This is a genomic window from Micromonospora sp. NPDC049359 (assembly GCF_044466585.1).
Taxonomy (GTDB): Bacteria; Actinomycetota; Actinomycetes; order Mycobacteriales; family Micromonosporaceae; genus Micromonospora.
Genome location: NZ_JBITMW010000001.1, coordinates 397,094 through 409,677, shown reverse-complemented (window position 1 = coordinate 409,677; position 12,584 = coordinate 397,094). Strand labels below are relative to the sequence as shown.

The 12,584-nt window shown below is 71.6% G+C and carries 9 protein-coding genes; 8 read left to right on the top strand and 1 reads right to left on the bottom strand.

Annotation, left to right across the window (positions count from 1 at the left end; genetic code table 11):
• Nucleotides 1-82 precede the first annotated feature (82 nt).
• Nucleotides 83-925, bottom strand: a complete 843-nt coding sequence (locus tag ACIBTX_RS01875) for a zf-HC2 domain-containing protein (protein ID WP_357124672.1) — start codon at nt 923-925, stop codon at nt 83-85.
• 72 nt (nt 926-997) lie between these two features.
• Between ACIBTX_RS01875 and ACIBTX_RS01870 the strand changes: the two genes are divergently transcribed.
• The 8 genes from ACIBTX_RS01870 to ACIBTX_RS01835 all read left to right on the top strand — a co-directional run bounded on the left by ACIBTX_RS01870 (nt 998) and on the right by ACIBTX_RS01835 (nt 12,583).
• Nucleotides 998-2,038, top strand: a complete 1,041-nt coding sequence (locus ACIBTX_RS01870) for an SAM-dependent methyltransferase (protein WP_357124106.1) — start codon at nt 998-1,000, stop codon at nt 2,036-2,038.
• A gap of 289 nt (nt 2,039-2,327) precedes the next feature.
• Nucleotides 2,328-2,417, top strand: coding sequence for a K(+)-transporting ATPase subunit F (gene kdpF / locus ACIBTX_RS01865; RefSeq protein WP_036390805.1), 90 nt, complete (start codon nt 2,328-2,330; stop codon nt 2,415-2,417).
• The gene (gene kdpA, locus ACIBTX_RS01860) at nt 2,417-4,072 is read left to right on the top strand and encodes a potassium-transporting ATPase subunit KdpA (protein ID WP_357124110.1); all 1,656 of its coding nucleotides are present in this window, start codon (nt 2,417-2,419) and stop codon (nt 4,070-4,072) included. The genes kdpF and kdpA overlap by 1 nt, the downstream gene beginning before the upstream one ends.
• A gap of 20 nt (nt 4,073-4,092) precedes the next feature.
• Nucleotides 4,093-6,288, top strand: a complete 2,196-nt coding sequence (gene kdpB / locus ACIBTX_RS01855; protein WP_357124112.1) for a potassium-transporting ATPase subunit KdpB — start codon at nt 4,093-4,095, stop codon at nt 6,286-6,288.
• Nucleotides 6,288-7,169, top strand: coding sequence for a potassium-transporting ATPase subunit C (locus tag ACIBTX_RS01850; RefSeq protein WP_396831917.1), 882 nt, complete (start codon nt 6,288-6,290; stop codon nt 7,167-7,169). Before kdpB ends, ACIBTX_RS01850 begins: the two co-directional genes overlap by 1 nt.
• Before the next feature lie 77 nt (nt 7,170-7,246).
• A complete protein-coding gene (locus ACIBTX_RS01845) occupies nt 7,247-9,799 on the top strand; it encodes a DUF4118 domain-containing protein (protein WP_357171955.1) in 2,553 nt (850 codons plus the stop codon).
• On the top strand, nt 9,796-10,476 hold the full coding sequence (locus tag ACIBTX_RS01840) for a response regulator (RefSeq protein ID WP_234586659.1): 681 nt from the start codon (nt 9,796-9,798) through the stop codon (nt 10,474-10,476). Before ACIBTX_RS01845 ends, ACIBTX_RS01840 begins: the two co-directional genes overlap by 4 nt.
• A gap of 97 nt (nt 10,477-10,573) precedes the next feature.
• On the top strand, nt 10,574-12,583 hold the full coding sequence (locus ACIBTX_RS01835) for an FAD-dependent oxidoreductase (RefSeq protein ID WP_357171954.1): 2,010 nt from the start codon (nt 10,574-10,576) through the stop codon (nt 12,581-12,583).
• The last annotated feature ends 1 nt before the right edge of the window (nt 12,584 follow it).

Genomic DNA, 12,584 nt, shown 5'->3' with positions numbered 1-12,584 from the left:
GAGCAGGCCCCGCGGGCAACGCCCGACGGACGGCAGGCCTCCCGGGCGACGCTCCGCCTCCCGGGCGGCGACCCTGCCCGGCTCAGGCCGCCTGGCGGTCGCCCGTCCGGTCGGCGCGCGTGGCCCGACCGGTCCGCGCCGCCGGGGCAGCGTGCCGGTCGGCGGCCTGCCCGGGGTACGCCCCCGCGTTGACCACCCGCAGCGGCCGTTCGCCCTCCTCGGTGCCGAAGCGCCAGCGCGACGGCGTGGGCTGCCGCTGCGGCGCGGGCCCGCCGGGACGCAGCCCGGGGCGGGACAGCAGCACGGTGATCAGGTAGCCGACCACCAGGAAGCCGTGGCTGACCAGCCGCTCCCCGCTCACCGACCCGGTGGCCAGGTCGTTGACCGAGAGCAGCAGCAGGGTGCCGACGAACGCGCTGAGCATCGGCAGCAGACCCGCCGGTGGGCTGCGGCGTACCGCCACGAAGAGGAAGCCGGCCCCGACCGCCACGTTCCAGGCGGCCGACTCGTGCCACAGGTGCTGGCCGGAGGCGTGCAGGTGCTCCGCGGCCGCTCCCCGGCCCACCTGGGCGAGGCCGAGCACCAGTTGGACCGCGCCGAGCAGCCCGAGCGCCGCGCGCAGCCCGACGACCAGGGTGCCGCGTCCGGGCAGGTGGAGCCGCCACCGCGACCGGCGGGCCGCCGGCGCGTCGTCCGCCCCGGCCCCGGCAGCGCCGCCGATGGCGGCCATGATCGCGTCGGTCCGGTCGGGGACATCAGTGACCAATCGGGTACGAACGCGGCGCGTCACCGCCGCCGCCGTCGCGAACCAGGCCCGGCACGTGGCGCACTCGTCCAGGTGCCCCTGCGCCGCCGCCCGTTCGTCGGCGGTCTCCTCCCCGTCCAACTGCGCGGACAGGATCTCCCGCCACTGCTCACACCCCATGTGTGGGTAGTCGGTCCGCGCGTCGCTCCGGTTCCCGGCGGTCGTCACCCGTTGTGGAATACTCGCCCGATCATGACGCGCTACGGCCTGCTGATCCTGCCCGCCACCAACCGGGTGTACGCCCGATCCGCCATCGACCTCACCCGGGCCGAGCTGGAGATCTTCGGCCGCTCGGCGCTCGACGGCCGGATCGGCGAGCTGGACACCGAGGTCGTCGGCGGCGCGACGTACGTCACGTTCGCGGGTGACGGGCTGACCGAGCGGGATCTGGCCGTCCTGGGCAACCTCTCCGCCGGGTACGCGCTGTTCGAGATCGTCGGTGACCTGCTGCGCCCGGTCGAGTGGAGCCGGCTGGACCGGTACGACGACGACCTGCTCACCATCCAGAAGTACGTGGGCAAGACCAACGAGCAGTTCACCAAGCTGCTGCTCAACGTCACCCTGCTCGCGTCGGACTGGGCCGGCGAGCTGACCGACCGTCGGTTCCGGGTGCTCGACCCGCTCTGCGGTCGGGGCACCACCCTCAACCAGGCGCTGATGTACGGCTTCGACGCGGCGGGGATCGAGCGCGACCAGAAGGACGTCGAGGCGTACCGGGCCTTCGTCACCACCTGGCTGAAGCAGAAGCGCGTGAAGCACCGGGTGCTGGAATCGGGGCCGGTGCGGCGCGAGCGCAAGGTGGTCGGCCGGCGGGTACGCATCGAGCTGGCCCCGACCCGCGAGGAGCACAAGGCGGGCCGCACGCAGTTGCTGGACGTGGTCAACGCCGACACCACCCGGGCGGGCGAGTTCTTCCGGCCGGAGACCGTCGACGTGGTGGTAGCCGACGCCCCGTACGGCGTACAGCACGGCAGTCGTACCGCCGATCAGGGTCTGTCGCGCGACCCGCTGGCGCTGCTCGCGGACGCCGCGCCGGTCTGGGCGCGGTTGCTACGGCCCGGCGGCGCGCTCGGCATCTCGTGGAACACCCACGTCGCGAGCCGGGACGACGCGGCGGCGGCGCTGGCCGACGCCGGCCTGACCGTGGTCGATGACGAGCCCTACCGCGCGTTGCGGCACCGGGTGGACCAGTCGATCATGCGCGACGTGCTGGTGGCCCGCCGCCCGGCCTGACCGGCCCGGCTCCTCTCCTCGGTCTCGGACCGTCGGGTTTGTGCCGCATTTCACCTGATCAGGTGCGTGCGTGAAAACCGCGTCAAGAAAAGGTTCGCCGCCGTCATGGTCGCGTTATGGCCCGTGCCGTCTGAGGCGCACGTGGGCTTTGCTTGCCCGGCGCGACCGGAAGGCGGTCGCGACGAACCTTTCCGGTAAGAGGAGTCAGCGTGTCTGACGTGGTGTTCGTGGTCCTCACGGTGGCGCTGTTCGCAGTGCTCGCCCTGGTGGTCCGGGCGGTGGAGAAGCTGTGAACGCGGTCAACGCCGTCGGTCTGGTGCTCGCGATCGTCCTGGGCGCGTTCCTGGTGTTCGCCCTGCTGTTCCCGGAGCGCTTCTGATGACCATGACAACAGCGGGCGTCATCTTCGTGCTGACGCTGGTGGCGGCGCTCGTCGCCGTCTACAAGCCGTTCGGCGACTACATGTTCCGGGTCGTTTCCGGGACGAAGCAGTCGCGCGTCGAGCGGGGGATCTACCGCCTGGTCGGCGTCGACCCGGCCGCCGAGCAGACCTGGGGCGTGTACGCCCGCAGCGTGCTCGCGTTCTCGGCCGTCTCGATCCTGTTCCTGTACCTGTTTCAGCGGGTGCAGAACCACCTGTGGCTGTCGCTGGGCTTCGACCCGGTGATGACCCACGGCGCGTGGAACACTGCCGTCTCGTTCGTGACCAACACGAACTGGCAGTGGTACTCGGGTGAGTCGACCATGGGCCACCTCGTGCAGATGGCCGGTCTGGCCGTGCAGAACTTCGTCTCGGCGGCGGTCGGCATCGCGGTGGCGGTCGCGTTGGTCCGCGGCTTCGCCCGCAGCCGCACCGGGCAGCTCGGCAACTTCTGGGTCGACCTGACCCGGATCGTGCTGCGGATCCTGGTGCCGATCGCGGTCCTCGGCGCAGTCGTGCTGATGATCGGCGGAGTGGTGCAGAACCTGTCCGCCGGCACCGATGTGAGCACGCTGACCGGCGGCAGCCAGACGATCACCGGTGGCCCGGTCGCCGGCCAGGAAGTGATCAAGGAGCTGGGCACCAACGGCGGCGGCTTCTACAACGTCAACAGCGCGCACCCGTTCGAGAACCCCACCACCTGGACGAACTGGCTGGAGATCTTCCTGATCCTGCTGATCCCGTTCAGCCTGCCCCGGGTCTTCGGCCGGATGGTCGGGCAGAACCGGCAGGGCTACGCCATCGCCGCGGTGATGGGCATCCTCGCCTTCCTCAGCGTCGCCATCACCAACATCTTCGAGCTGGCCGGCCACGGCACGGTCCCGCAGGCGGTCGGCGCGGCGATGGAGGGCAAGGAGGTGCGGTTCGACGTCTCCAACTCGGCCACCTTCGCCGCCGCCACCACGCTGACCTCGACCGGTGCGGTGAACTCGTTCCACGACTCGTTCACCTCGCTCGGTGGCGGGATGCTGCTGGGCAACATGATGCTCGGCGAGGTCGCGCCCGGCGGCACCGGTTCCGGCCTGTACGGCCTGCTGATCCTCGCGGTGATCACGGTCTTCGTGGCGGGGCTGATGGTCGGTCGCACCCCCGAGTACCTGGGCAAGAAGATCGGGTCGCGGGAGATCAAGTTCGCCTCGCTCTACTTTCTGATCACGCCGATCCTGGTGCTCGTCGGCACGGCTGCGGCGTTCGCCACCGGAAACAACTCCACGGCGCTCAACGTCGGGCCGCACGGCCTCTCCGAGGTGCTGTACGCGTTCACCTCGGCCAGCAACAACAACGGCTCCGCCTTCGCGGGCATCACGGTCAACACGGCCTGGTGGAACACCGCACTCGGGTTGTGCATGCTGCTCGGCCGGTTCCTGCCGATCATCTTCGTGCTCGCGTTGGCCGGCTCGCTGGCCCGCCAGGCACCCACCCCCGCGTCCGAGGGCACCCTGCCGACCCACCGACCGCTGTTCATCGGGATGGTCGTCGGCGTCACGGTGGTCCTCGTCGCGCTGACCTTCCTGCCCGCGCTCGCGCTCGGCCCGCTGGCAGAAGGGCTCTGACCATCATGAGGAACGAGGACATGTCCGTCACGTCCGCCCCGACAGAGCAGCTTCCCGGCAGCCCGGCGACGCAGGGCAACCGGATCGGTGGAGGCCTGCTCGACCCCAAGCAGCTCGTCCGGTCCCTGCCGGACGCCGTACGCAAGCTCAACCCGGCCACCCTGTGGCGCAACCCGGTGATGCTGATCGTCGAGGTCGGCGCGGCCTTCACCACCGTCCTGGCGGTGACCGACCCGTCGGTGTTCGCCTGGGCGATCACCGCCTGGCTGTGGCTGACCGTGATCTTCGCCAACCTGGCCGAGGCGGTCGCCGAGGGTCGGGGCAAGGCCCAGGCAGCCGCCCTGCGGCAGGCCAAGCAGGACACCATCGCCACCCGGCTGGTCGACTGGAAGCCCGGCGCGCGGGCCAACACCTACCGCGACGAGGCGGTGCCCGCGCCGGAGCTGCGCCAGGGCGACGTCGTCCTGGTCGAGGCCGGCGGGATCATCCCGGGCGACGGCGACATCGTCGAGGGCATCGCCAGCGTCGACGAGTCGGCGATCACCGGTGAGTCGGCCCCGGTCATCCGCGAGTCCGGCGGCGACCGCAGCGCGGTCACCGGCGGCACCAAGGTGCTCTCCGACCGGATCATCGTGAAGATCACCCAGAAGCCGGGGGAGAGCTTCATCGACCGGATGATCGCCCTGGTCGAGGGCGCGAACCGGCAGAAGACGCCGAACGAGATCGCGCTGAACATCCTGCTCGCCGCGCTCACGGTCATCTTCCTGCTGGCCGTGGTCACCCTCCAGCCGCTGGCGATCTTCTCCAAGGCGTACCAGGCCGCCGCACCGGACAGCGGGGCGATCAACGGCTCCGGTGTGACCGGCGTCGTGCTGGTCTCGCTGCTGGTCTGCCTGATCCCCACCACCATCGGCGCGCTGCTGTCGGCCATCGGCATCGCCGGCATGGACCGCCTCGTCCAGCGCAACGTGCTGGCCATGAGCGGTCGGGCCGTCGAGGCGGCCGGCGACGTCAACACGCTGCTGCTGGACAAGACCGGCACCATCACGCTGGGCAACCGGCAGGCCGCCGAGTTCGTCCCGGTCGAGGGCGTCGACGCCGCGACCGTGGCCGACGCCGCCCAGCTCTCCAGCCTGGCCGACGAGACCCCGGAGGGGCGCTCGGTGGTCGTCCTGGCGAAGAACGAGTTCGGGCTCCGCGAACGCGAGCCTGGCGTCATGCCGCACGCCACCTTCGTACCGTTCACCGCGCAGACCCGGATGAGCGGCGTCGACCTGACCCCGGACGCCAGCGTCGACGGTGGCGCGTCGGGCACGGCCCGCCGGGTCCGCAAGGGCGCCGCCGCAGCGGTCATGAAGTGGGTACGGGAGAACGGCGGTCACCCGACCGAGCAGGTCGGCGAGATCGCGGACGCGATCAGCGGCACCGGCGGCACCCCGCTCGTGGTCGCCGAGCACGTCGACGGTGAGCCGGCCCGTGCGCTCGGCGTCATCCACCTCAAGGACGTGGTCAAGTCCGGCATGCGCGAGCGGTTCGACGAGATGCGCCGGATGGGCATCCGGACCGTGATGATCACCGGTGACAACCCCCGTACCGCGAAGGCCATCGCCGATGAGGCCGGAGTGGACGACTTCCTGGCCGAGGCGACGCCGGAGGACAAGCTCGCGCTGATCAAGCGGGAGCAGGAGGGTGGTCGGCTGGTCGCGATGACCGGTGACGGCACCAACGACGCGCCGGCGCTCGCCCAGGCCGACGTCGGGGTGGCGATGAACACCGGTACGTCGGCCGCCAAGGAGGCCGGCAACATGGTCGACCTCGACTCCGACCCGACCAAGCTGATCGAGATCGTGGAGATCGGCAAGCAGTTGCTGATCACCCGGGGAGCGCTGACCACGTTCAGCATCTCCAACGACATCGCGAAGTACTTCGCGATCATCCCGGCCATGTTCGCCGGCCTCTACCCGAGCCTGGACGCGCTGAACATCATGCGGCTGGCCAGCCCGGAGTCGGCGATCCTGTCCGCCGTCATCTTCAACGCCCTGGTGATCATCGCGCTGATCCCGCTCGCCCTGCGCGGCGTGCGGTACCGGCCGGCCGCCGCGTCGAAGCTGCTCAGCCGCAACCTGCTGGTCTACGGGCTGGGCGGCATCATCGTGCCGTTCATCGGGATCAAGATCATCGACCTGCTCATCCAGTTCATCCCGGGGATTTCGTGATGCGTCTACCCACCTGGATCGCCCAACACCTCGCCGCCCTGCGCGCCCTGCTCGTCTTCACGGTGCTGCTCGGCCTGGTCTACCCGCTGGCCCTGGTCGCGCTCGGCCAACTGCCCGGCCTCAACCACAAGGCCGACGGTTCGCTGATCACCTCGGGCGGCGCCACCGTTGGCAGTTCGCTGATCGGCCAGTCCTTCACCGACGCGGACGGCAACCCCGTCGCCCGCTACTTCCAGTCCCGCCCGTCGGCCGCCGGCGACGGCTACGACCCGACGTCCACCTCGGCCAGCAACCTCGGCCCGGAGAGCGTCGTCGACACCATCGCCAGCGACCCGGAGGAGTCCAGCGAGAGCCTGCTCACCCAGGTCTGCGGGCGCAGCAAGGCGGTCGGCGAGCTGAACGGCGTCGACGGTCGGCGTCCGTTCTGCACCGACGACGGGGTGGGCGCCGTACTCGCGGTGTTCCGCGCCGACGGCCTGACCGGCCCGGTCACCCGGGTGGTCAGCGTCAACCAGGTCGCCCCGGCGACGCCGTTCGTTCCCTCGTACCAGGGGGTCACCGTGGAGCTGGCCAAGCCCGGCGAGGACTACGTGGCCGCGGGCGGAGTGGTCACCCCGATCCGGGGCGACGCGCCGGCCGACCCGGCGGTGCCCGCCGACGCGGTCACCGCCAGCGCCAGCGGTCTCGACCCGCAGATCAGCCCGGCGTACGCCGAGTTGCAGGTGAACCGGGTCGCGCGGGAGCGCGGCGCGGACCCGGCGGTGGTCCGCAAGCTCGTCGAGGAGCACACCGACGGGCGGGGGCTCGGCTTCATGGGTGCGCCCGGCGTGAACGTGCTGGAACTCAACATCGCCCTCGACAAGCAGTTCCCGGCGCGCTGAGCGTGAAAGGAAGGGCCCCTTACTAACGCATAGCGTTAGTAAGGGGCCCTTCCTTCGACATTGAGAGGATGGTTCCCGTGCCACGCGGAGAACTACGCATCTATCTCGGGGCCGCTCCCGGCGTCGGCAAGACGTACGCGATGTTGGAGGAGGCCCAGCGGCGGGCCGCGCGCGGCACCGACGTGGTGATCGGCTTCGTGGAGACGCACGGCCGGCAGCACACCGCCGCGATGATCGGCGACCTGGAGCAGGTGCCCCGCCGCACGATGACCTACCGGGGCGCCGAGTTCACCGAGATGGACGTGGACGCGGTGCTGGCCCGCCGGCCGGAGATCGCGGTCGTCGACGAGCTGGCCCACAGCAACGTGCCCGGCTCGCGGCACGACAAACGCTGGCAGGACGTCCAGGAACTGCTGGACGCGGGGATCGACGTGCTGTCCACGGTCAACGTGCAGCACCTGGAATCGGTGAACGACGTCGTCGCGCAGATCACCGGCACCACCCAGCGGGAGACCGTGCCGGACGAGATCGTCCGCGCCGCCGAGCAGGTCGAGCTGGTCGACATGACCCCCGAGGCGCTGCGCCGGCGGATGGCGCACGGCAACATCTACCGCCCCGACAAGATCGACGCCGCGCTGGGCAACTACTTCCGGGTCGGCAACCTCACCGCGCTGCGCGAACTGGCGCTGCTCTGGCTGGCCGACAAGGTCGACGAGCAGCTCGACAGGTACCGCAGCCAGCAGGGCATCGCCGCCACCTGGGAGGCCCGGGAACGGGTCGTGGTGGCGCTGACCGGCGGCCCGGAGGGTGAGACGCTGATCCGCCGGGCCGCCCGGATCGCGGCCCGCAGCAAGGGCGCCGACCTGCTCGCCGTGCACGTGGCCCGCAGCGACGGTCTGGCCGGCGCCGACCCGGCCCAACTCGCCCGCCAACGGGTGCTCGTGGAGAGCCTGGGCGGCACATACCACCAGGTGCTCGGCACCGACGTGCCGGCCGCGCTGCTCGACTTCGCCCAGGGCGTGAACGCCACCCAGCTCGTGCTCGGCGCGAGTCGGCGGGGTCGCCTCGCGCAGATCTTCGCCCGGGGCGTCGGGGTGACCACCACCGCGCTCTCCGGCTCGATCGACGTACACCTGGTCACCCACAAGCAGGCCGGCAAGGGCCGGCGGGCGTCGGCCGTGCCCGCGGCGCTGTCCCGACGTCGCCGGCTGCTCGGCTTCGGCCTGGCGGTGCTCGGCATGCCGCTGCTCACCCTGCTGCTCAAGGCGCTGCCCGACCTGACGCTGACCAACGACATCCTGCTGTTCCTCGCCGGAGTGGTCGGGGTCGCGCTGGTCGGCGGGGTGTGGCCGGCGCTGGTGGCCGCGCTCGGCGGGTCGCTGCTGCTCAACTGGTTCTTCACCCCGCCGTACCGGACGCTCACCATCGCCGAGGCCGACAACCTGCTCGCGCTCGCCGTCTTCGTCGGGGTGGCCCTCGCGGTGAGCTGGATCGTCGACGTGGCCGCCCGGCGGACCCGCGAGGCCGCGCGCGCCGCCGCCGACGCGCAGACCCTCGCCGCCGTCGCCGGTGGGGTGCTGCGCGGCGAACGTCCGCTGGCCGCCCTGCTCGACCAGCTCCGCGAGACGTTCGGGCTGCGCGCGGTGAGTCTGCTGGAGCTGGCCGAGGAGGCGAGCGGTCGCCCCGAGCGGGCCCGCGAGGAACACGCCTGGTGCGTCGTGGCCAGCGTCGGTGAGCAGCCGGCCTGCACGCCGGACGACGGCGAGACCGCGGTACCCGTCGACGAGCGCATCACCGTGGTGCTCAGCGGCCGGCGGTTGGAGGCCGCCGACCGGCGGATCGTCGAGGCGTTCGCCGCCCAGGCCGCCGTCGCGCTACGCCAGGAACGGCTCGCCGAGGAGGCCGCCACCGCCCGGCCCCTCGCCGAAGCCGACCGGATGCGCACCGCGCTGCTCGCGGCGGTCAGCCACGACCTGCGTACGCCCCTGGCGTCGGCTAAGGCGGCGGTGACCAGCCTGCGCAGCCACGACATCGAGTTCGACGAGGCGGACCGCGAGGAGTTGCTGGAGACCGCCGAGGAGTCGCTCGACCGCCTCGCCCGACTGGTCGCGAACCTGCTCGACATGAGTCGCCTTCAGGCCGGCGCGCTGGGCATCACGTCGACGACCATCGGTCTGGAGGACGCCGTACCCCTGGCCCTGGACGAACTTGGCCCGGCGGCCGCGACCGTCGCCACGGACATCCCGGCCGACCTGCCGGCGGCCACCGCCGACCCCGGCCTGCTGGAACGGGTGCTGGTCAACGTCATCGCCAACGCGCTGCGCTACAGCCCGCCCGACCAGCCGCCCACGATCACCGCCAGCGCGCACGCCGGTGAGGTCGAGCTGCGGATCATCGATCGTGGGCCCGGCATCCCGGAGGACAAGTGGGAGCACGTCTTCCTGCCGTTCCAGCGCCTCGGTGACCGGGACAACCAGACCGGCGTCGGCCTCGGGCTCGCCCTGTCCCGGGGGTTGGCCGAGGCGATGGGTGGCAGCATCACCCCCGAGACCACCCCCGGCGGGGGTCTCACCATGGTGCTGCGGCTGCCCGCCGCCGCCCAGACCAGCCCGGAGGAGCCGCAGGAATGACGCGCATCCTGGTCGTCGACGACGAACCGCAGATCCTGCGGGCCCTGCGGATCAACCTGCGCGCCCGCCGGTACGACGTGGACGTCGCCGCGACCGGGGCCGCCGCGTTGAAGGCCGCCGCCAGCCACCCGCCCGACCTGGTGGTCCTGGACCTCGGCCTGCCCGACATCGACGGCGTCGAGGTGATCCGTGGCCTGCGCGGCTGGACGGCCGTGCCGATCATCGTGCTCTCCGGTCGGGCCGGCAGCGAGGACAAGGTCGCCGCGCTGGACGCGGGCGCGGACGACTACGTCACCAAGCCGTTCGGGGTGGAGGAGCTGCTGGCCCGCATCCGCGCGGTGACCCGGCGGCTCGGCGGCCCCACCGAGGCCGTGCCGGCGCTGCGGATCGGCCGGCACACCGTCGACCTGGCCGACCACCGCGTCTGGCGCGACGACGACACCGAGGTCAAGCTGACCCCCACGCAGTGGAGCGTGCTGGAGAAGCTGCTGCGCCACCCCGGCAAGCTGGTCAGCCAACGCCAGCTCCTGCAGGAGGTGTGGGGGCCGGAGTACCAGAACGAGACCAACTACCTGCGGCAGTACCTGGCCCAGCTCCGGCGCAAGTTGGAGGACGATCCGGCCCGCCCCCGCCACCTCATCACCGAGCCGGGCATGGGCTACCGCTACCGTCCCTGACCGTTGACACCCGCCCGCCGAGATTGAAGAATTTCGCTAGCAGTGGCAGCGGCGTGCTTCTGTAACCGTCCCCTCCGGTTACCCCTTGGAGTGCGCCGTGTCCCTGCCCCTGTCCCGTCGCCGGCTGTTGACCGCCGGGGGCGCCGGCCTCGTCCTGGCCGGCCTGGCCGACCCGTTCCGCGCCGGCCCCGTCAGAGCCGCCGTCACCACCGCCGACCTGGTCGTCTACGGCGCCACCGCCGGCGGGTTGGCCGCCGCGATAACCATGCGCCGACTCGGCCGCACCGCCGTGGTGGTCGAACCCACCAGCCACGTCGGCGGGCTGAGCACCGCCGGGCTCGGGGCCACCGACACCGGCGTCCAGGCGTCCATCGGCGGGCTGGCCGCCGAGTTCTACCGCCGGGTGTACGTCAAGTACCACGGCGGGACGCTCACGCCGACTTCCCCGCTGCGGATGACCTTCGAACCGCACGTCGCCACCGAGATCTTCGCCGAGATGCTGGCCGAGGCGGGCGTCCCGGTGGTCGTCGGAGCCCGACTGTCCAGCCTCGGCCGCGCCGGCAACCGGATCACCGAGCTGCGCACCGAGGACGGCTCGGTCTACGCAGGTGGCGTGTTCGTCGACGCCACCTACGAGGGTGACCTGCTCGCCATGGCGGGGGTGAGCTTCACCGTGGGGAGGGAGTCCAACGACACGTACGGCGAGACGATCAACGGGGTGCAGTCCCGCAACACCCACCAGTTCGTCTACCCCGTCGACCCGTACGTGACGGCCGGCTCGCCGGCCAGCGGCCTGCTGCCGGGCATCTCCACCACCCCGCTCGCCCCGCAGGGCAGCGGTGACGACCGGATCCAGGCGTACTGCTTCCGGATGTGCCTCACCCAGGCGGCGAACCGCATCCCGTTCGCCAGGCCGTCCGGCTACGACCCGATCCGGTACGAGCTGCTGTTGCGCCACATCCAGGCCGGCTACACCGGGCCGTACTTCACCACCGCATCCATCGGCGGCGGCAAGACCGACTCCAACAACAACGGCGCGGTCTCCACCGACGACATCGGCTTCAACTACGCGTACCCGACGGCGAGCTGGGCCGTCCGCGAGAGCATCATCGCCGAGCACCGCACATACCAGCAGGGACTGATGTGGTTCCTGGCCAACGACCCCCGGCTGCCGGCGACCGTGCGCGACTCGACCGCCCGGTGGGGGCTGCCCGTCGACGAGTTCACCGGCACGGGTGGCTGGCCACCGCTGCTCTACATCCGCGAGGCCCGCCGGATGGTCTCCGCGTACGTGATGACCGAGGCCGACTGCCGGGGTCGGACGCGGGTCACCGACTCGGTGGGCCTGGCCAGCTACACGATGGACTCACACAACTGCCAGCGGGTGGTGGTCGACGGGCGGGTCCGCAACGAGGGGGACGTGCAGATCAGCGTCCCGCAGCCGTACCCGGTGAGCTACCGCGCGATCGTCCCGCACCAGAACCAGTGCGCCAACCTGCTCGTGCCCGTCTGCCTGTCGGCCAGCCACATCGCGTACGGCTCGATCCGGATGGAGCCCGTGTTCATGATCCTCGGGCAGGCGGCGGCCACCGCGGCGTCGCTGGCGCTCACCGGCGACCTCGCCGTGCAGGCCGTCTCCGTACCCGCCCTGCAGGCCCGGCTGCGCCAGGACGGCGCGGTGCTCGACTGGGGAACGCCCGGCGAGGTGATCGTGGACAACGCCTCGACCAGCGGGGTTACCCGGGCCGGGACGTGGCTGCGCAGCACCAGCATCGGCGGCTACTACGGCGCGGACTACGAGCACGACGGCAACACCGCCAAGGGCGTCAACCGGCTGCGGTTCCGCCCGACGCTGCCCACCGCCGGCTCGTGGACCGTGCACCTGCGCTGGACCGCCGACCCGAACCGGGCGACGAACGTGCCGGTGGACATCGCGTACTCCGGTGGGGTGACCACCCGGACCGTCGACCAGCGGCAGTCCGGCGGCCAGTGGGTGTCGATGGGCACCTACCCGTTCACCGCGGGCAGCGACGGGAGCGTGCTGATCCGCACGGAGGACACCGACGGCTACGTGGTCGCCGACGCCGTGCGCTTCGTACCGGCCTGAA